At 63.3% G+C, this 19,070-nt stretch carries 16 protein-coding genes; 7 read left to right on the top strand and 9 right to left on the bottom strand.

Annotated features, from left to right (window positions below; all coding sequences use genetic code 11):
- Positions 1-3: 3 nt before the first annotated feature.
- From BX592_RS23665 to BX592_RS23645, 5 genes are all read right to left on the bottom strand, one after another.
- Positions 4-789, bottom strand: coding sequence for a DUF4397 domain-containing protein (locus tag BX592_RS23665; protein ID WP_134195115.1), 786 nt, complete (start codon positions 787-789; stop codon positions 4-6).
- A gap of 450 nt (positions 790-1,239) precedes the next feature.
- A complete protein-coding gene (locus BX592_RS23660) occupies positions 1,240-2,157 on the bottom strand; it encodes an EamA family transporter (protein WP_134195113.1) in 918 nt (305 codons plus the stop codon).
- Between the two features lie 493 nt (positions 2,158-2,650).
- A complete protein-coding gene (locus BX592_RS23655; protein ID WP_134195111.1) occupies positions 2,651-2,899 on the bottom strand; it encodes a pentapeptide MXKDX repeat protein in 249 nt (82 codons plus the stop codon).
- Positions 2,900-3,003: 104 nt separating this feature from the next.
- Positions 3,004-3,786: a molybdopterin-dependent oxidoreductase gene (locus BX592_RS23650; protein ID WP_134195109.1), complete on the bottom strand. Its 783-nt coding sequence runs from the start codon at positions 3,784-3,786 to the stop codon at positions 3,004-3,006.
- Positions 3,787-3,796: 10 nt separating this feature from the next.
- Positions 3,797-4,456, bottom strand: coding sequence for a cytochrome b/b6 domain-containing protein (locus BX592_RS23645; RefSeq protein WP_134195107.1), 660 nt, complete (start codon positions 4,454-4,456; stop codon positions 3,797-3,799).
- A gap of 749 nt (positions 4,457-5,205) precedes the next feature.
- Here BX592_RS23645 and thiC point away from each other — a divergent pair.
- The 5 genes from thiC to BX592_RS23620 all read left to right on the top strand — a co-directional run bounded on the left by thiC (position 5,206) and on the right by BX592_RS23620 (position 11,734).
- Positions 5,206-7,137 (top strand): phosphomethylpyrimidine synthase ThiC, encoded by a 1,932-nt coding sequence (thiC, locus tag BX592_RS23640; protein WP_134195105.1) that lies wholly within the window; start codon positions 5,206-5,208, stop codon positions 7,135-7,137.
- A 281-nt stretch (positions 7,138-7,418) separates the two neighbouring features.
- The gene (locus BX592_RS23635) at positions 7,419-7,631 is read left to right on the top strand and encodes a glycine zipper 2TM domain-containing protein (protein ID WP_134195103.1); all 213 of its coding nucleotides are present in this window, start codon (positions 7,419-7,421) and stop codon (positions 7,629-7,631) included.
- 342 nt (positions 7,632-7,973) lie between these two features.
- The gene (locus tag BX592_RS23630) at positions 7,974-8,504 is read left to right on the top strand and encodes a hypothetical protein (protein WP_134195102.1); all 531 of its coding nucleotides are present in this window, start codon (positions 7,974-7,976) and stop codon (positions 8,502-8,504) included.
- Positions 8,505-8,876: 372 nt separating this feature from the next.
- Complete coding sequence (locus tag BX592_RS23625; RefSeq protein WP_134195100.1) at positions 8,877-10,475, top strand: L-lactate permease; 1,599 nt, start codon at positions 8,877-8,879, stop codon at positions 10,473-10,475.
- Positions 10,476-10,780: 305 nt separating this feature from the next.
- Positions 10,781-11,734 carry a DMT family transporter gene (locus BX592_RS23620; RefSeq protein WP_208327965.1) on the top strand — a complete coding sequence of 318 codons (954 nt, stop codon included), beginning with the start codon at positions 10,781-10,783 and terminating at the stop codon, positions 11,732-11,734.
- A 124-nt stretch (positions 11,735-11,858) separates the two neighbouring features.
- Here BX592_RS23620 and bamC read toward each other — a convergent pair whose 3' ends face one another.
- The gene (bamC, locus tag BX592_RS23615) at positions 11,859-13,130 is read right to left on the bottom strand and encodes an outer membrane protein assembly factor BamC (protein WP_134195096.1); all 1,272 of its coding nucleotides are present in this window, start codon (positions 13,128-13,130) and stop codon (positions 11,859-11,861) included.
- Positions 13,131-13,610: 480 nt separating this feature from the next.
- Here bamC and BX592_RS23610 point away from each other — a divergent pair, with 480 nt between their 5' ends.
- Complete coding sequence (locus tag BX592_RS23610) at positions 13,611-14,078, top strand: DUF2844 domain-containing protein (protein ID WP_208327964.1); 468 nt, start codon at positions 13,611-13,613, stop codon at positions 14,076-14,078.
- 44 nt (positions 14,079-14,122) lie between these two features.
- Here the strand turns inward: BX592_RS23610 and BX592_RS35045 are convergent, their stop codons facing one another.
- Positions 14,123-14,347 carry a hypothetical protein gene (locus BX592_RS35045; protein WP_243849706.1) on the bottom strand — a complete coding sequence of 75 codons (225 nt, stop codon included), beginning with the start codon at positions 14,345-14,347 and terminating at the stop codon, positions 14,123-14,125.
- Positions 14,348-14,378: 31 nt separating this feature from the next.
- Here BX592_RS35045 and BX592_RS23605 point away from each other — a divergent pair, with 31 nt between their 5' ends.
- Positions 14,379-15,464 carry a DUF3443 domain-containing protein gene (locus tag BX592_RS23605; protein ID WP_341804899.1) on the top strand — a complete coding sequence of 362 codons (1,086 nt, stop codon included), beginning with the start codon at positions 14,379-14,381 and terminating at the stop codon, positions 15,462-15,464.
- Positions 15,465-15,627: 163 nt separating this feature from the next.
- Here BX592_RS23605 and BX592_RS23600 read toward each other — a convergent pair whose 3' ends face one another.
- A complete protein-coding gene (locus tag BX592_RS23600; protein WP_134195093.1) occupies positions 15,628-16,701 on the bottom strand; it encodes an OmpA family protein in 1,074 nt (357 codons plus the stop codon).
- Between the two features lie 85 nt (positions 16,702-16,786).
- Complete coding sequence (locus BX592_RS23595) at positions 16,787-18,739, bottom strand: YadA family autotransporter adhesin (protein ID WP_166676440.1); 1,953 nt, start codon at positions 18,737-18,739, stop codon at positions 16,787-16,789.
- Positions 18,740-19,070: the final 331 nt, after the last annotated feature.

Below are 19,070 nucleotides of genomic sequence, written 5' to 3'. Positions count from 1 at the left end.
TCGTTATTGTCCGTTTATCGTATTAGACAGCTCGAGCGCTGGTTGCGACGTGTTGCCGCCTTGCGCGACCAGCAGGTGAATCTGGTTCGGCAACAGCTGGCTGAGCGTGCCGGCGATCGGCACCGTCGTAATGAGCCAGTCTGCGTTGTTCGCCAGCGAGAATGGATCGGACTGGAAAATAACTGTCTTCGTGCCGGCGGTCGTCGCGATCAGCACATAGGTGCCGCCGCTCAGATAGACCGAATCCTGTCCTGAAGCCGGCACCGCGTTCTTGAATGACACACCGGCCAACGTCGGGCTTACCGCGTTGACGTCGGTACCCGCCGGCACCAGATACAGGTCGACATTCGGCGCGTTCACCGACGCATTGAACGAACGCACGCGCGCGCTGTTCGACAATAGCCCCTTGTCGAACGGGTCGTCGATCAGGCCAATGTCGGGCGCGGTCAGTCCCGGCACCGCGATCACCGTGTATTCGTGGCCCTTCGCGACGTCGGAGAATGTGCCGCTTGCCAGCGCGGTCGTGCTGCCCGTCGGCGCATAGCCGACCACCGTCTGTCCGGTGTTGACGTTCGCGAAATTCGTCACCTGCTTGTAGCTGATATTCGACTGCAGCGCAGCGCCGTTCACGAGGAAGTCGACGCTTGGGCCGCCTGGAATGGCATGCACGAAGTGCATCACCGGGTTGGTCAGGCCGAGTTCCTTGCCGACGTCGTGGCCCCCGCCGCCACACGCCGCTACCAAAGACGCCGCTCCGACCAGCGTCGCAATCGTACGGATGAGCTTCATTTACCACCTCCCTGATAGCGGGCATCCGGGTGCCCGTTGATGTGGGGCGTACCGCAGGCGCCGCTGCGCGTCCGGTTGTTGTGGTCAGTTGCGCAGCGGACCTTCCAAACGGCGGCATGCCTTCCTGTCCCTGGTCGCCGAGTACGGCGAATCGATGCTCGTCGATCGTCGCGATCAGCGTCGTTTGGACGACCGCATTCAGCAAGCTGTGTGCCGCACCACAGCAGTACGCACTGCAAACATCAAAGGTGACCTGTCAGATAAAGGACCTGGACAGTTAGAAGACTTCATCGAAATGCGTAGCCGCCCTTGGCAATGCAAACGCGCTAGCACGCCGGACGAGCCGCGACGAGCCGTCGTTACACGGTTCGTGCAGCGGTTACCACATCGGGATCGTAGCGATCGTTGAACTGAACCGCGTCGCGTCGCGCGGTTCGGTGTGTGCGCCGCTTACGCTCGCGGACGTCGCCGGTAGTCGAACCAGAACGACAGCCCGACGCTCGACAGAATGACGACCGTCGCGATCACCGTCGAACGCGTGACCGGCTCGGCGAGCAGCAGCGCGCCCAGCGCGACCGCAACCAGCGGATTCACATACATGCAGCTGCTCGCGACGATCGGACTCGTGTGGCGAATCAGATAGCCGTACGCAACATACGCGGCCATCGTGCCGATCAGCATCAGATAGAGAAACGCGACCACGGGAAGAAAGTGCAGCTCGAGCATCCGTTCACCGGACACCCACGCGACCAGCGTCGAGATCGCACCGCCCAGCCCGATTTGCAATGCAGTCGACAGAAACAGATCGGACGGCAGCGAAAGCCGCCCGGCCAGGTGCGCGCCACCGGCCCAGAACAGCGCGCCGCACAGAATCGCGAGGCTGCCGCCCGCGGAGCCCTGCGACGTGCTGCCATGACTCAGGATCACGATGCCGACCAGCCCGAGGCAGACCGCGAACCATTCGCCACGTGCGATACGGCGGCCGGCCAACGCGGCGATCACGGTAGCGAAGAGCGGCACGGTCGCGACCATCACCGCCGCGGTGCCGGTGCCGACCGTGCGCATCCCGTACGCGAGCATCCCGCTCGACAGGCCGACCAGCATCGTGCCGACCACCGCGGCATTGCGTATCTGCTCGATACGCGGCCATGGCGGGCGGCGCCGCATGGCAAAGATAAAGAGGCCGATACCGGCGAAGAAATTGCGCAGGCCCGACATCAGAAGCGGCGGAAACGAGCCGAGCGCGACGTGCACACACAGGTACGTCGAACCCCAGACCAGGTAGACGACGGCAAGCGCGAGCGCGATGCGGCCGCCCGTCGATTCGGGCAGGCGGAACGGAAACCGCCCGGCACGCGTCACGCGCATGAGCCGCACCCGCCGGTGCCGGTCGGCGCACCATCCGGACGGCGGCGACCGGGCGGCAACACGACAACGATCGCTGCGCGAACGGGCGCGGCGGCGGCGACGCGGGTAAGGCTGAAACGCATGGCAGTAGTACGGTAGAACAAGGCGGGGGGACGGTGCGGCTCACGCCCGATCGAGCGAATCGCAAATCGATCACAGGATGATTGCAAGCGACGCGCAACCGGTTGCGCAAGCGGCGCCCCCGCATTATGCAGTAACCGTTTTGACCGCCGGAGACAGAATCGTAACGAAACGTGCAGGCGACGCAGTGCTTGCGGCCATTTTCACTGCGCTTTTCACTGCGCTTTTCACCGCGGTCCCATCCGAAAGCACGCTTCGGAAAACAGAAAGCCGGCGCACGCCTGTCTACGTGCCCGGCTTCCCGTGCACCGCCGAGATCGCCCCGGCGGCCTGATGCAGCTCTAAACCGAACGGCGCATCGGCGCCGTCGCGCTTACTGCCCCATTGCGCCCGACGCCTCGTGGCCCATGCCCATCGCGTCGCCGCCCTTCTTCATCTTGTCGTGCTTCATCTTGTCTTTCGACATGCCGTCCTTCGACATGCTGTCGTGAGACATCTTGTCGTTCGACATCGCGCCATGCGACATCGAATCGTTCGACATCGCGCCGCTTGCCTGCGCAAACGCTGCCGTCCCGGTCGCGAGGAATGCTGCTGCCGCTGCGATCATGGCGAGTTTTTTCATGATTGACTCCGTGTGTGTATCCAGTCTGATTTGATATGAACCGGCGGTGCCGGGTGCCTTCCGAAGCTGCTGCTGCGCGTTTATCGCAACTACGCTAACGCGCATCAGGAGCCTCCGAACCAGTTGTACCCCTGGTCGCTCCAGTAACCGCCGGGGTACGTATTCGTGACGAAAATTTCGACGATGTGCTTCGGATTCTTGTAGCCGAGCTTGGTCGGCATCCGCAGCTTCATCGGGAAGCCGTACTGCGCGGGTAGACGCTGGCCGTCGTAATCGAACGCGAGCAGCGTCTGCGGATGCAGCGCGGTCGGCATATCGATGCTTTCGTAATAGTTGTCCGCGCATTTGAAGCCCACGTACTTCGCGCTGGTGTCCGCGCCGACGCGCTTCAGAAAGTCGCCGAACGGCGTGCCGCCCCAACGCCCGACCGCGCTCCACCCTTCGACGCAGATATGCCGCGTGATCTGCTCCGCGTGCGGCAACGCGACCAGTTCGGGCAGCGTCCACGTGCGCTTGCCGGTCACGAGGCCACTCAATTGCAAACGGTAAGTCGACGCGTCGACCTGCGGCACCTGGTCGATGTCGTAATACGCGTTGAACGGAAACGGTCGCGTGATCTGTGCTTCGGTGTACGTTGGCGCGAGCTGTTTCGAATCGAACAGGAAAGCTTGCGCACGATCGTTGAGGCGCGATACCGCGGTCAGAAATTTGTTGACGGAGTCGTCGTCGGTCAGCGAGCAGCCGGTCAGCATCGACAGTCCGCCGAGCGTCAGCAACTGCTTGCCGAACAGGCGGCGCGCCGGCATCGCCAGTTCGCGCTTCGCGTCCTGCAAAATCAGGCTGCGGTCGAGTTTGCGGATTTGTCCGCGAGGATTCTGGTCGTTCATCACGTTCTCCTTACCGGCCGCGCAGCATCGCGAGCAGCGAGCGGGGCACGAGCGCGACCATCGCCAGATGCACGACGAGAAAGCCCGCCATTAACGCCATCGCGCAGAAGTGCACGATGCGCGCGTTGTCGTAGCCGCCCATCAACTCGCGCAACAGCGGAAACTGCACTGACTTCCAGATGGCCAGGCCCGACAACACGAGCACGAGCAGGTCGACCATCACAAACAGATACGCAAACTTCTGTACCGCGTTGTAGTGGCTCAGATCGGCGTGCGACAGCTTGCCGGTCAGCGCAGCGATCAGATCGCGCAGCACCGCGCGCGGCGACACCGGCATGAACTTGCGAACGAGCCGGCCGGTCGCGAGATTCAGCGCGACATACACGATGCCGTTGAACACCAGCAGCCACATCGCCGCGAAGTGCCATTGCAGGGCACCGCCGAGCCATCCGCCGAGCGTCAGGTTCGGCGGAATCGAGAAGTTGTGAAAGACCGGCGACGCGTCGTAGATTCGCCAGCCCGACAGCATCATCACGATCGCGGCGAGGGCATTGAGCCAGTGGCCAATGCGCACCCATAGCGGGTGAACCGGACGCGAACCGGCAGCAGGCGGCGGCGCGGTACGCGCCTGCGCGGGGCGTTGCGGCGCGTCGGCGTGGGGGGTTGCCATCATACGTTCCTCTTACGTTGTGCCTTCTGTTGTGCGTTGCATTGCGAGCGACGATCGAGCGCGCAGCCAGGCTTCGATCATTGCGTTCAATCCGCTTACAGACCTCGCCATACAGCGCGGCTGACATCGCCACGCGTGCCTGCATGCGATGAAACCCGCCTCTCAGAAGCTCGTTGAAAGGCCTCATCGCGCGGTCCGCTGACCGGATCCGAACGTTTGTCGAAGCGCCATCGCCGATATGACACCGGCAGTCGAAAATTTTTATCAGGTGATGGGTGAACGGCCGGTTCGAATCGTATGAGCGGCGACACCGGTGCGCGGCACTGAATTTTTCGACGTTGATGTCGACCCTAACGAGAGCCTCGACAGGCTAGCAGGCCGTGCGGTCGCGCGCAGTCACGAATAGGTATACTCCGGCACGCGAAACGTTTAGTCGTGATCCCACGTCGGCACGGGTTGCCAAGCACCGCCAAGCCAGGGTATCTTGTTCGCTGCTAACGCGGGGGTCCTGCGTTACGCATCGTTGTCCGCCGTTTTCCGCAGGTCGCGCATTGTGCCGATCTGCCGGGCCGGCTGCCAATATCGCGTAGCGTGGGTGAGAAATACCCTTTGAACCTGATCTGGATAATGCCAGCGCAGGGAAGCGTTCGGGTCTCGCCGCTTCAGTCTGCAACCTCTCGCGAACCCGTCCCACTTCCTCTCGTCTCCCGTGTAGCTCTAACAGAAGCGGTCCGCCACAGGAGAGCCACGTGAACGCCAATCCGAAATTCATTTCCGCCGACGCGCATGTCGATGCGGCCGCCGTCGCGCCGCTGCCGAATTCGCGCAAGATCTACGTCACCGGGTCGCAGCCCGATATTCGCGTGCCGATGCGCGAAATCAGCCAGGCCGATACGCCGACCGGCTTCGGCGGCGAGAAAAATCCGCCGGTCTATGTGTATGACACGTCGGGCCCGTACACCGACCCCGACGCGCGCATCGACATCCGCGCCGGCCTGCCCGCGCTGCGCCAGCGCTGGATCGAAGCGCGTAACGACACCGAGTCGCTGCCCGGCCTCACCAGCGAATACGGCCGCGAGCGCGCCGCCGATGCGGCCACCGCGCAACTGCGCTTCCCGGGCCTGCATCGCACGCCGCGCCGCGCGGTCGCGGGGGCAAACGTGTCGCAAATGCACTACGCGAAGAAAGGCATCGTTACGCCCGAAATGGAGTACATCGCGATTCGCGAGAACCAGCGGCGCGCCGAATATCTCGCGAGTCTGCGCGCAAGCGGACCGAATGGCGCGAAGCTCGCGGACATGATGGGCCGTCAGCATCCCGGCCAGGCATTCGGCGCCGCCGCGTTTGGCGCGAATGCGTTGAAGGAAATCACGCCCGAGTTCGTGCGCGACGAAGTCGCACGCGGCCGCGCGATCATTCCGGCGAACATCAATCACCCGGAAACGGAGCCGATGATCATCGGCCGCAACTTCCTTGTGAAGATCAACGCGAATATCGGCAACTCGGCGGTCACGTCGTCGATCGGCGAGGAAGTCGACAAGATGACCTGGGCGATCCGCTGGGGCGGCGACACGGTGATGGACCTGTCGACCGGCAAGCATATTCATGAAACGCGCGAATGGATCATCCGCAACAGCCCGGTGCCGATCGGCACGGTGCCGATCTATCAGGCGCTCGAAAAGGTCAACGGCAAGGCCGAAGACCTGACATGGGAGATCTTCCGCGACACACTGATCGAACAGGCCGAACAAGGCGTCGACTACTTCACGATTCACGCGGGCGTGCGCCTGCAATACGTGCCGCTCACCGCGAACCGGATGACCGGCATCGTGTCGCGCGGCGGCTCGATTATGGCGAAGTGGTGTCTTGCGCACCATCGCGAGTCGTTCCTCTATGAGCACTTCGAGGACATCTGCGAAATCATGAAGGCGTACGACGTGAGCTTCTCGCTCGGCGACGGCCTGCGCCCCGGCTCGATCTACGACGCGAACGACGAAGCGCAACTCGGCGAACTGAAGACGCTCGGCGAGCTCACGCAGATCGCGTGGAAGCACGACGTGCAGGTGATGATCGAAGGTCCGGGCCACGTGCCGATGCAGCTGATCAAGGAGAACATGGACCTGCAGCTCGAATGGTGCGACGAGGCGCCGTTCTACACGCTCGGGCCGCTGACGACCGATATCGCGCCGGGTTACGACCACATTACGTCGGGTATCGGCGCCGCGATGATCGGCTGGTTCGGCACCGCGATGCTGTGCTACGTAACGCCGAAGGAACACCTCGGCCTACCGAACAAGGACGACGTGAAGGAAGGCATCATCACGTACAAGCTCGCCGCGCACGCCGCCGATCTCGCGAAGGGCCATCCGGGCGCGCAGGTGCGCGATAACGCGCTATCGAAGGCGCGCTTCGAGTTCCGCTGGGAGGACCAGTTCAATCTCGGTCTCGATCCGGATAAAGCACGTGAATTCCACGACGAAACGCTGCCGAAGGACTCCGCAAAGGTCGCGCACTTCTGCTCGATGTGCGGTCCGCACTTCTGCTCAATGAAGATCACGCAGGACGTACGCGAATTCGCCGCGCAACAGGGCGTCAGCGACGACGAAGCGCTGCGTAAAGGCATGGAAGTGAAAGCGGTCGAATTCGTGAAGAGCGGCGCGGAGATTTATCAGCGCCAGTAAAAACACCGCATCGACACACGCGTCGCGCAAACTTTGCGTGACGCAGTGCAATGCGAAGCCCGCGTGCCAATCGACACGCGGGTTTTTTTACGCGTTCAGCAAACGCGCAGACGGTAGCTTTGCATTAGACCCAGCGGTAACGAAACATTTGATTACCGAACCGACAATTTGCTGACAAGCCCACACAAATCGAAACGGCACCCGGCGATAACATCGAACACAAGGGTCAAAGGGTCGCGGACGACTCGCGGCTTGCCCGTTCAAGAATAAGGAGTGACATCATGAAATCGATCAAGCGAATTGGAGCGTGGACCGCCATTGCGATGGTCGTCGCAAGTCTGAGCGCATGCGAAGGGATGTCGCGCCAGGGGCGTGATACGGCGGTCGGCGCGGGTCTTGGTGCGGCAGCAGGCGCGGCGATCGGCGGCAACGCGCTGTCGACGGTGGGCGGCGCAGCGGCCGGCGGTGTAATCGGTCACGAAGTCGGCAAGTAATCGCGCAGACACGCGTCACCATTTGACGCCACCACCTGGAGCGGCACGATAACGGTCACTGTGTAACCGGGTGGCTGGGTGACTGGGTCAGTTGCACTTCGAGGGCCGTCTGATCTGGCGATGTGCGGCCACTGCTTACGATTTACCGACAACACTTCTCCTTACGCTACGCAGCGGCATTGCTAGCGTCGCGCGTATCGTCCAGCGATGTTTTGCAATGCTGTGAAATATGCGGTTACCACTTTGCAACGCCGGTGTGCAACTGCTGACGTATGCTCGTCGCATCCCATATTCATGCACGCCACGCGGCGCGGCGTCGCGACCTCGAAGCAGGAGTAAGTGATGAACCCGTTTCCCACGGCGGCGCGCGTCAGCGGTGCCGCCGTTGTGCTCGCGCTATCCGGCTGCTATTACGTCGGCCCGTATCCATACGGCGGCTACTACAGCGGTTCGCCGTATCCTGCTGCTTACTCGACCACCCCGACCACCACGACGGGCGCGCCGATTGCACCACCATCGCCGATCCCGCCCGCCGCGGCACAGCGTGGCCAGGCGCTCGGCCCAGACAATGCAGGCCCCGAGGCCGAACCGGAAGAAGCCGATCCGGATGCGGGCGTCGACGCCAATAGCGATGGCGCAGCACCGCCGCCGTCAATCGCGCAATCACCGTTGCCGCCGCAAGCGCCCGCGCCTTCCACGATTTATGCATCGCCCCCGGTCGCCGTCGCACCCGCCTACTATCCCCCCTATCCGGCCTATCCAGCCTACTATCCGTATCCCGCGTACTACGGATATGGCGGACCCGGCTGGTACGGTCCGTCCGTCTCGTTGGGCTTCGGCTTCGGATTCCACGGTCATGGTCACCACCATTAGGCATAGGCGCGGCGAGTCGCAAGTGGATAACGCGCGTCGTGCATTAATCCATTAACCCTTCATTTATTCACTTACCCTTCATTTGCTTTACACCGGAATAGAAGACCGTCCAGATACGTTTGCCTCATCGGGCAATGTCGTGCATTAGTCGTGCGGATCAGAAATAGAGCATTTACGTTTCAAGGTAGTTTCCCTATTGACTGCATCAGCGCGCGCTCTATGCTTGCGGTTGCCACTGCTACGCCCGCTTAAAAACGAGACTCGCGTTCGCGCGATGTCACCGCCATCCGTACTGCTCGCTCTCGACTCTTCATGTCATGCGCGATATGGCGCAGAACCATGGCGATTCGAAACAACAAAGAAGGAGACGTGATGTTTCACCAGCTGTTGACGCCTATCGGCAATTCGCTTTTCCCATCGTTTATCGTTGCCGCTTTACCCATCTTCGTCGTACTCGTGCTACTCGGCTGGGCTCGGCGGCCTGCATGGCAGGCCTCGCTCGCCGGCTTGATCGTCGGCCTGATCGTCGCGATCTTCGGCTGGCATTTTCCGGTCGGCCTTGCGCTGAACTCGGTCTTTGCCGGCGCGGTGTTCGCGATATGGCCGGTGATGTGGATCGTGGTCACCGCGATCCTGCTGTACAACATCGCCGTGCGCTCAGGCCGCTTCGCCGCGTTCCGCATGTGGATGATCGATCACCTTCCGAATGACCGGCGCATCGTGCTGGTCGTGATCGGCTTCTCGTTCGGTGCGCTGCTCGAAGGCATCTCGGGCTTCGGCACGCCGATTGCGATCACGAGTTCGCTACTGATCATGATGGGCTTCCCGACGCTCGAAGCACTGACCTTCACGCTGATCTTCAACACCGCGCCGGTCGCGTTCGGTGCGCTCGGCGTGCCGATCACAGTGCTCGGCGCGGTCACGCACCTGCCTTCGGATACGCTGGGCAAGATGGTCGGCCGTCAGTTGCCGTTCTTCGCGTTCCTGTTGCCGTTCTACGTGATGATCGTCTACTCGGGCTTTCGCAAGATGCTGGCCATCTGGCCGGTGCTGCTCGTGGCGGGCGGCAGCTTCGCGCTCACGCAGTTCGTCACGTCGAACTTCATCAACTACAGCCTGACCGACGTGCTGTCGTCGCTCGTGTCGCTCGTGCTGACCATTCTCTTCCTGCGTGTCTGGCGTCCCGCGCCCGATCCGGAGTTTGCGATCAACGTGGATCGCGCGTCCGAAGTGCGCACCGAAGTGAGCGGCGTGCAAGGCTGGTACCCGTGGCTGATCGTGTCGGCAGTCGTGATTATCTGGACGGTCGCGCGGATCTACCTGATCGGCGACGTGAAGGTGCCGTGGCCCGGCCTCGACAAAGCGGTGTTCATCACGCTGTACAACCAGCCGTATGGCGCCGTGTGGGACTTCCAGCCGCTCGCGACCGGTACCGCGATTCTCGTCGCGGCGATCATCACGTCGTTTGTCGTCGGCCTCAAACCGTCTGAATTCGGCCGCGCCGTCGTCGACACGTGGGTGCAGACGCGTATCGCGATCTTCACGGTCGCGACGATCGTCGGGCTTGCCTACCTGATGAACTACTCCGGCCTGAACTACACGCTCGGTCTCGGTGTCGCATCGGTCGGCGCGTTCTTCCCGCTGGTATCGGCGTTCCTCGGCTGGGTTGCGGTGTTCCTGTCGGGCAGCGATACGTCGGGTAATGCGCTGTTCGGTAATCTGCAGGTGGTGGCCGCGAATCAGCTGAATCTGCATCCGGTGCTGATGGCCGCGACCAACTCGTCGGGCGGTGTGATGGGCAAGATGATCTCGCCGCAAAACATCTCGACGGGTGTCGCGACGACCGAACTCAAGGGCAAGGAAGGGGTCGTGTTCGCGAAGACCTTCAAGCACTCGATCTTCCTCACGGTCGTGCTCGGTATCATCGTTTGGCTGCAGCAGAATTATCTGCAGGGGATGATTCCACATTGAACGTTCGCGTTCGGTGACGACTGCCGCGCGTCGGGAATGACGGCGCGCGGTGGTTCACCCATAGAAACGGGCGGCGCCGTCAACGGGCCGCCCGTTTTTTTGCGAATTCTATAGACGCTTTAACACGGCCGCGCCTCGGTTTCGGGTTTGTCGTGCCGCGCGCCCAGCTTCTTGCGGTTACCTTGGTGTTGCATTGAAATTACCTTCCCGCTTCTTGCTATTTCATTCCAGCGTGAACTGTTTGGCCGATTACGGGTGCTAACATTCGTGCGCGTTCCGACTCAACCGCGCGCGACGCCCCGCCCATGACCCCGACCAACATCGTTCAACTATTGATCCTCGCCGCGCTTTGGGGCGCGTCGTTTCTGTTTATCCGCATCGGTGTCGCCGATTTCGGCGTCGCGCCGTTGATGGCGCTGCGCGTCGGCATCGGCGCGCTGTTTCTCATCGTCGTGCTGATTGCACGGCGGCCGCTGCGCGCGTCGCTGCAAACACTCGGGCAGCGCGCATGGCCGCTCGTTATCGTCGGCGTGCTGAACTCGGCGGCGCCCTTCTGCCTGTTCGCCTACGCGGAACTTACGCTGTCGGCCGGCGTGACATCGGTGATCAATGCGACCACGCCGTTGTGGGGCGCGGTCGTTGCGTTCCTGTGGCTGAAGGACCGTTTGAGCACGCTGCGCACGATCGGCCTAGCGATCGGCTTTGCCGGCGTGCTGATGCTCGTATGGGACCAGATCGTCGCGCCGGCCGCGAACGGCCTGAGCGCCACGCCGGCGACCACCGCGCTCGCCGCCGCCGCGGCGCTGGGCGCGACGCTGCTGTACGGCATCGCGGCCAGCTACACGAAACGGCATCTGATGGGCGTCGATGCACTGACGGTTGCGACCGGCACGATGATCGGCGCGACCATCGTGCTGCTGCCGCTCGCCATCGCGCAATGGCCCGCGGCACCGATTACGCTGCGCGCGTGGGGCTCGGTGCTGTGCCTGGGCATCGCTTGCACCGGCATCGCGTACATGCTGTTCTTCCATCTGATCGCGGTCGCCGGCCCTGCGCGGGCGATTACCGTCACGTTCGTCATTCCGGTATTCGGCATTCTTTGGGGCGCGCTGTTTCTTGGCGAAACGGTGTCCGCCGGCATGCTCGCGGGCTGCGCCGTGATTCTCGTCGGCACGTCGCTCGCAACCGGTGTCGTCAAGCGGATTCCCGGCTTTGGCGCGCGCGGTAGCGTATCGCCCGCAGCGGCTGAAAAGCGTTGAAGCTGCCGATCGGAATTGCCGCGGCCGGCTAAAAAACGCTTCATCAAACGAAAAAGCCGCGAGACATTCCCGTCTCGCGGCTTTTGCATTTCTGGCCACCGTGCGCGGTGGCCTTTGGCGCCTGTCAATGCAGTTGATCGACCATCAACGACATGATCTGCTTCGCCTGCGACGACGAATCGATTCCGCCCTTGTCGTCCACCACCGCGACGCGCGTCTGGTTCGGCGTAATCGCACGCACGTTCACGCGATACTGTTTCGCGACCTTTTCCTTGCGGCCATGGAACACCTGGCTCCAGAAACCTTGCTCGGCCGAACTCATATCTTTCGGGTCGACGTAGCGCACGAAATAAATACCCCGCGTACGGTCGCGGTCGTCGACCGTGAAGTTGCTGCGATCGAGCGCGAGACCGACGCGCAGCCACGCGCGATCATACGGTTCGCCCAGCATCAGCTCCGACCCCGAGACTTGCGCGAAGGTGTCGGTACCGCTGCTGTCCGTCGAATTCGTTGCAGGTTCCGGCGCTTGTGCGGAAAGCACGACGTTTTGCGCGGCGGTGGCCGCGGCGGCCGAATTCGCGGCCGACGACGAGGTGCCCGCTGCCGCGCCCGGCGCGGTCTGCGCACCGGCCGGCGACAGCGCGACATTCTGCATGTCGCCGCCCTTCGCCGACCCGGAAGCCTGAGCGCGCGCCTGCGCCTGGACAAGCGACGCCATCAGGCGCTTCAGATATTCGGCTTCGAGTGCCGGATCGTTCGGCTTCGCGACCCACGTGCTCGAATCGTTGTTCGCGCCGGTCAGCTGTTCGCGCAACCCTTTCTGGCTGACGAACACATACGTTCCGCCGTTCGGCGCCGGCTCGAGACGCGTGCGGTATTTGTTACGCTCGGACGTCACGTACGAGTTGCCCATCGCTTTCGACAGCGTATTGCGGATCAGACCGTCGTTGATCGACGGATGGGTTTCATTCCAGTCCGTTTCCATCACGCTCTTCTTGCGATCGTCGACGACCAGCAAAAAGCCCTGTTCCTGCCAGAACCGGCGGACCTGCGGCCATACCTGATCGGGCGATTCGCTGTCGACGACGAGCCAGCTCTCGGTGCCGTCGCGCTGGATATGCATGCCCGTTACTGTCGGCACCACCGCGGTTTCCGGCGGCGCCGAGCTTTGCACCTGCTGCAGCGTGGAAAGAGACGTCTGCCCGCCCTGCGGCGGCAGCGAACGCTGATCGGCCGTCTCGTCGATCATGTTCGGCGGAACGGCGAGCGATGCTTCCTTCGATTTCTGGTCACTCTTGTAGTCGATTTTGGTCGGCGACGACGTGCCGCAGCCGGCGACCAGTCCGCCTGCCATCAGCAATGCTGCAACCCGCTTGGTGAGACGAAGATCAGTCATGTTCTGGGAATCCTTCCGCTACGCCACGGCAGTATCCGTGGATCAACCCGCTATTTTACCGGTCCGGCGACCGCGATGGCAAAAACCGGGATTTCCCGGACCTTTTTTCGCCGCGTATGCGCGGCAACGCCGGCGTTCCGCCATCGTCGCGCTGACCGCAATGCGACGCGCCCACGCCCCATTGCTCAACCCCTTTGTTCCGACCCCGACGGCACAGTTTTATGCGACTACGTGTGCAATCGGCCTGTGCTTCGGCGACCCGAAATTTAACACTCTTCAACGTTCCCGGCACATTTCGAGCAATCCGTCGAATTCGCGATAAGTCCTTTGTTTTTCCTCGGAATTCCAGGCTTTCCGCAGCGTCACTTTTCGACTTCGCGGCGTCACGCATCCCGCCCGGTTGATGGGTCAAAAAGATCGGATGCTATCTTGAATTAGCGATCTCAAAAAAGTTAGGAAACCTTCACAATGAAATTCGCGATGAACTGCCCCGCCATGCGCGCTGCCGCAGCAGCGGGAATAAGCGCGGCGCTGTTGTTGACGGTATCGCCGGTGCGCGCGCAGCTCGGCGGCACGATGTCCACGACGCCGAGCGCCGCGAGCGAAGCCATCGTGAACGACCTGGCCGATGCCAGCATACGGATACGCGGCTGGACCGACGAAGGCGGCACGACCATCCGCGAATACGCGACTGGCGACGGGTTGATCTTCGCGTACACCTGGCAAGGCCCCACGATGCCCAACCTGGACCGTCTGCTCGGCGAGTACAAGGCGTCGTATCGCGCTAAAGCCACAGCGCTGCTCGCCACGGCCGGCAGCCTGCATGCGTCGCGCGTCGCGCAGCCTGATGTGATCGTCGATTCCGGTGGTCAGATGCGCAGCTATGTGGGCCGTGCGTGGCTACCTGCCGTTATCCCGCCAGGCATCTCGCCTGCCGACCTTCAATGACCAACCTGCAATGACGGAGGAGTCGTGTGTACACGAAGCGCTCTTTACCCTGCTGCCGCGCTCCCCGTATTGCGGATGACGCGCGCGAGATGGGCCGCCGCGGCGACGCGTTGCTCGCGCGCCGCGGCGGCGGCAATCGCTGTGGCTTCACTCGCTGTGCTTGCCGCATGCGGCGGTGGTGGTGGCAGCGGCACTGACGCCGGCGCCGCCCAGCCTCCCGTTGCCGCCGTGCCGCCCGCGACGCCCGCTAACAGTCCGCCGGCCGTCATGCCGTCGGTTCCTCAATCGAGTTCGCCAAATGTGCAACCAATCAAGGTCGACGCATTGCCGAACCGCTTGCGCAACATACTGACGACGAGCGTCATCGTCTGCACGCCCGGGACCGCTGACTGCACCACGATCGACAACGTCCAGGTCGATACCGGATCGCAAGGGTTGCGCCTTTTCGCAAGCGCGTTGCCCGCGACACTCGCGTTGCCGGCCATGGCCGGCGCAGGCGGCGCAGCAGGCACTGGCACCGTGAGCGGCGCCTGCGCGGTGTTCGGCACCGGTTACACGTGGGGTGCCGTGCGTACCGCGGATGTGCGGATCGCCGGACAGCTCGCCGCCGGTTTGCCGATTCAGGTGATCGCCGATCCGACTTTGCCGACGGTGCCCGCGGACTGCGCGAGTTCCGGCCCGCCGATGATGACGCAGGCGGTGCTGCCCGTGAACGGCATTCTCGGCATCGGCCTGTTCGCCGCCGACTGCGGCAGCGTGTGCACGCGCAACGCGTTGCCGCGCTGGTATTACGTGTGCGACGCGGGGGGCGGTGCGTGCGCGTCGAGTTCGCAACCGCTCGCGTCGCAAGTAACTAACCCGGTGGCGGGTTTCCTGGAGAACAACAACGGCGTGATCATCGAGTTGCCGTCGGTGCCCGACGCCGGTGCGCGGACCCTCACCGGCCAGCTGATTTTCGGCATCGGCACGCAGGCCAATAACACGCTTGGCGGCGCCACCGTGCTCAGGGTCAATGCGCAGACCGGGTATCTGGCCACCACGGCCGACGGACAGACATGGCCGCGCAGCTTCATCGACAGCGGCTCGAACGGCATGTTCTTCGCAAGCGCGACGCTCGCGCAATGCGGACTCTGGTACTGTCCACCCGCGCAAGCGACGCAAACCGCTACGATGACCGGCGTCGACGGCGCTGCCGTGACACTATCGTTTTCGATTGCCAACGCGCAGGCGCTGTTCGCCAGTTCGAATAACGCATTCGACAACCTCGCAGGTGTATCGACCACGATGTTCGACTGGGGCCTGCCGTTCTTTTTCGGAAGACGCATCTATACCGCGATCGAAGCGCGGCCGACGGCCGCCGGCAATGGGCCGTTTTACGCGTTTTGAGCTGCGGCATCCGGGTGGGCGTCGCGGGCGACTACGCGGCCATGTCGCGATTCAAGAGGCGACAACAGCGGCGTAGTCGCTGGCTCGGCAACCCGGCGCGACCGTGCGACTGAGCGCCAGGCCGGATTAGTCAGCGCGGGTGCGTGGCTGTGTTATGCACGCTCTATGCACGCTTGCGCTGTGCACCCACGACACGGATCTCGACGCGCCGGTCACGCGCGAGGCAATCGATCAACTCAGCGCGTTCGCGCATTGCGCATGCGCTGCCCGGCTGCGCTTTGCCCAACGCACGCACGTCGATCGGCACGTTCACCCCGTTGTCCGCCAGATAGCGGCGCACGGTATCCGCGCGCAGCCACGACAAATGCAGGTTGTATTCAGCGGAGCCGAGCCGGTCCGTATAGCCCGATACGACCAGCCGGTCGATCGCATCGAGCGCGCGCAGGCGCACCGCGATCTGATCGAGCTGCCGACGTCCTTCATCGCGGATCGCGGTCAGATCGCCGCGGCCAAATTCGAACAACGCATCGGCGTACAGCGAAATCACTTCAGGTTCCGCCGCTAACGGTGGCACGACGGCACACGCGGTCAGCGCCTGAGACGCATCGCGCACTTGTGCTTGCAACGAATCGACGCGCTGCTGCGCGGCAACGAATGCGTGCGTCCACGCGTCATGTCCGGCGCGCGTCAGCTCCACCTCGGCGCAGGCGACCGGTTTCTGCGCTGGCGCGCACCCCGCGAAACGCGCATCGGCACGCAGTGCGGCCAGTTGCGCCCATAAGTCCGGACGCACCTGCGCGGCCGTTCGCAGCGGCCGCGTAGCCGTCGTCCGGAAATTGCCCGAATTCGCGCCGGACGTGCGGCCAGACTCGAGACCTTCGATCAGCTCCGTCGCCTCGCCGATCGATTCCTCGACGAAACCCCATTCGTCGCGTGCGGCGAACGATGCATTGCCGGTCTCGATCCAGCATTGCGCCTTCGCGCCCGCATACGAATCTTTCTTCTCCCCCAACCGATCCAGCCTTTTCTGCAACGCGTCGAGCGCCGCGCGTCGGCGCTTGATCGGCGTGTAGGTGTCGGTCCACGCTTTGACCGCCGCGCCCGCGGCGGTGTCCTGCGGCGTGCCGAATCCACCGTGCGCGACGGATGGATTGCGAATATCGAGTTGTTCGCGCGCTGCGTGCCCCGTACAACCGGACAATGCAATTGCCGCCGCGGCGATAACCAGTTGTTTCATGTCATTTCCTCTCGCGTGCGCCGCGCGTGTGCACTTGCCGTGTCATGCGCGGCGGTAACCCCTTCTTTTACGATCGACCGGCGCCTTAGTCTCCGATCACGATGCCGACGCCCGCTTTGACGATCGTGCTGTTGCTGCCTGCTGAAGCGACGCCCGCGTTGAAATTGAACGTGCCCTTCTCGCTCCAGCGCGACACGCCGATTGCCAGCGCCGCTTGTCCGCGATACGCGGCGACGCTCGCATTGAGCGTGGTGCGTCCCGGCAGATACGGCGTCACGATCTGCAAAGCGGAAGCCGACGCAATACCCTTGCGCGTGCTTCTGTCGAGATCGTTGAGCGCCTGGTTCGTCTGGTTGACGGCCGCATTCAACTGGTTGAGGTTGACGGCGTCGGTGCCGCGCGTGCCCGGCGCGATATTCGCGATCTGCCGTTCGGCACCCGCGCTGCCGACCGACACCGTATTCGCACGGTCAGCGACCGAACCGGCGCCGAGCGCAACCGCGCCATCGGCGGACGCGACGCTATTCCAGCCAAACGCGGATGCCTGGTTGCCTTTCGCGACTGCTTGCGCGCCGACCGCGCTGGCCGTGTCGCCGTTCGCGCTCGCATTCGCGCCGAGCGCGAGCGCCGCCGCGCCGTTCGCCGCAGCATTGGCGCCGAGCGCCGCAGCACGCGTGCCGCTCGCTTGCGCAGCCTCGCTGGCTGCATTGCCGTTCACGGTCACGAACGGATTCGCGGTGCGCGGCTGCTCGTTGATAATCTGACTCAGCGCGCTGTTCAACTGGCCGAGATTGACGGCATCGGTCTCCGCGGTACCCGCGGCGACATTCGCGATCTGACGTTCGCGCCCGACCGAACCGATCGACACGACGTTGTCGCGATCCGCAATCGAGTCCGCGCCCAGCGCGACCGAACGCTCCGCCGATGCCCGCGCGTTGCCGCCGATCGCGACGGCTTCGTCGCCCGTCGCGGACGCATCGCTCAGCACCGAGTTCGCATTGAAGTACCGGATCGGGCCCGTGCTCGCGCCGCTGATGTTGTTCACCACGTTGGTCAGATCGTCGAGCCGGCCCGTATTCGCATTCACACGGCCATCGAGATTCGCAAGCGCGTCGCCAACGTTGTGATACACGTTGCCGCCGACACCATAGGTGGGCAGCAGCACGGTACCGTCCGCTTTCACCGATGCGCCGCCGCCGAACGCCGCCGCGAGTTGCTTCAATTGCGCGAGGTTGACGACATCGGTATCGGACGTGCCGGCCGCTACGTTGATGATCTGCCGTTGCAGCCCCGCCTTGCCGACCGATACCGCGTTCTGCCGGTCCGCCAGCGAGTTCGCACCGAGCGCGACGCTCCCCGCGCCGGTCGCGAACGTGTTCGTGCCTAGCGCAAGCGAACCGTCCGCGTCCATCGCAGTGGCCGCGTTCGAACCCATCGCGACCGAGTGTGCACCCACCGCTTGCGATGAGCTACCGAGCGCCAGCGTCCCGTCACGATCGCCTCGCGCCAGATAGCCGATAGCGACCGCGCCGTCCGCTTCGAAGCCCGTTGTCGCGGCCGTGCCGATGGTGGTCGTGCGCAGACCCAATGCGCCCGCGCCCGCGCCCACCGCGGTCGACTCGCTGCGCGCAGCAAACGCACCCGCGCCGACCGCGGTGGCTTTGATGCCCGTGGCTGCCGATGTCGGCCCGACCGCCATCGCGTTGAGATCGTCGGATGCGTGCGTGGACACGCCCGGAGTGATGTTCGGGCTCACCGCGATATAGTCGGTGACCGGCGCCGCGGCCAGCAGACTCGCGCCGAGCGGCCGCACAGATTGAACCGCTAAAAGTTGCCGCATTACCGGAAGCGGCACAAGGTCCGCTTGCGGCACGTCATCCGCGCTCGCGGCGTGAGCCAGCGTCGCCGCACCGATGCCCATCGCAATCGCCGCCAGCCGCGTCTTTCCCGCTGACATTCGCCGACGCGCACTACGCTGCGACGCCACCACCGATGCATATTTTTCGCGCGCACGCGTGACATATCGTTTGTTCTTCATCTCTAGCCCTGCAACATGTAAATACCCGACCAATTCGAGCCAACGCCGCGCCGCCACCCGGATCCGGCGGAACGACCCGCTCTCACTTCTGTTTATTTGGATACCGAATCAACACTAACAAACAATCGACATTCAAAACCTCCGTACCCGATGACCGCGCCGCGATCACATCGATCCGCATAAAACCGTCGACGTATGGCTGCATCGACGGAATCACCGTGTCGATCGACAAGTTTGCTTACATCGACGACAGGCGCATCCTACAAACATTGCGGATCTTTCGATACAAGAAAACTCCCAAAATGATGGCCGCGCACGCAATGACGGCTTC

The sequence above is a fragment of the Paraburkholderia rhizosphaerae genome, from assembly GCF_004366595.1.
Lineage (GTDB): Bacteria > Pseudomonadota > Gammaproteobacteria > Burkholderiales > Burkholderiaceae > Paraburkholderia > Paraburkholderia rhizosphaerae.
Note: the sequence above shows the minus strand (reverse complement) of the source record. Positions and strands in the feature narration are given on the sequence as shown.

Bases quoted from the DNA above. Each gene is read 5' to 3' on its own strand.
- BX592_RS23665 (WP_134195115.1), bottom strand. From the start codon at position 789: ATGAAGCTCATCCGTACGATTGCGACGCTGGTCGGAGCGGCGTCTTTG.
- BX592_RS23660 (WP_134195113.1), bottom strand. From the start codon at position 2,157: ATGCGCGTGACGCGTGCCGGGCGGTTTCCGTTCCGCCTGCCCGAATCG.
- BX592_RS23655 (WP_134195111.1), bottom strand. From the start codon at position 2,899: ATGAAAAAACTCGCCATGATCGCAGCGGCAGCAGCATTCCTCGCGACC.
- BX592_RS23650 (WP_134195109.1), bottom strand. From the start codon at position 3,786: ATGAACGACCAGAATCCTCGCGGACAAATCCGCAAACTCGACCGCAGC.
- BX592_RS23645 (WP_134195107.1), bottom strand. From the start codon at position 4,456: ATGGCAACCCCCCACGCCGACGCGCCGCAACGCCCCGCGCAGGCGCGT.
- BX592_RS23635 (WP_134195103.1), top strand. From the start codon at position 7,419: ATGAAATCGATCAAGCGAATTGGAGCGTGGACCGCCATTGCGATGGTC.
- BX592_RS23630 (WP_134195102.1), top strand. From the start codon at position 7,974: ATGAACCCGTTTCCCACGGCGGCGCGCGTCAGCGGTGCCGCCGTTGTG.
- BX592_RS23625 (WP_134195100.1), top strand. From the start codon at position 8,877: ATGTTTCACCAGCTGTTGACGCCTATCGGCAATTCGCTTTTCCCATCG.
- BX592_RS23620 (WP_208327965.1), top strand. From the start codon at position 10,781: ATGACCCCGACCAACATCGTTCAACTATTGATCCTCGCCGCGCTTTGG.
- bamC (WP_134195096.1), bottom strand. From the start codon at position 13,130: ATGACTGATCTTCGTCTCACCAAGCGGGTTGCAGCATTGCTGATGGCA.
- BX592_RS23610 (WP_208327964.1), top strand. From the start codon at position 13,611: ATGAACTGCCCCGCCATGCGCGCTGCCGCAGCAGCGGGAATAAGCGCG.
- BX592_RS35045 (WP_243849706.1), bottom strand. From the start codon at position 14,347: ATGACGGCCGGCGGACTGTTAGCGGGCGTCGCGGGCGGCACGGCGGCA.
- BX592_RS23600 (WP_134195093.1), bottom strand. From the start codon at position 16,701: ATGAAACAACTGGTTATCGCCGCGGCGGCAATTGCATTGTCCGGTTGT.
- BX592_RS23595 (WP_166676440.1), bottom strand. From the start codon at position 18,739: ATGAAGAACAAACGATATGTCACGCGTGCGCGCGAAAAATATGCATCG.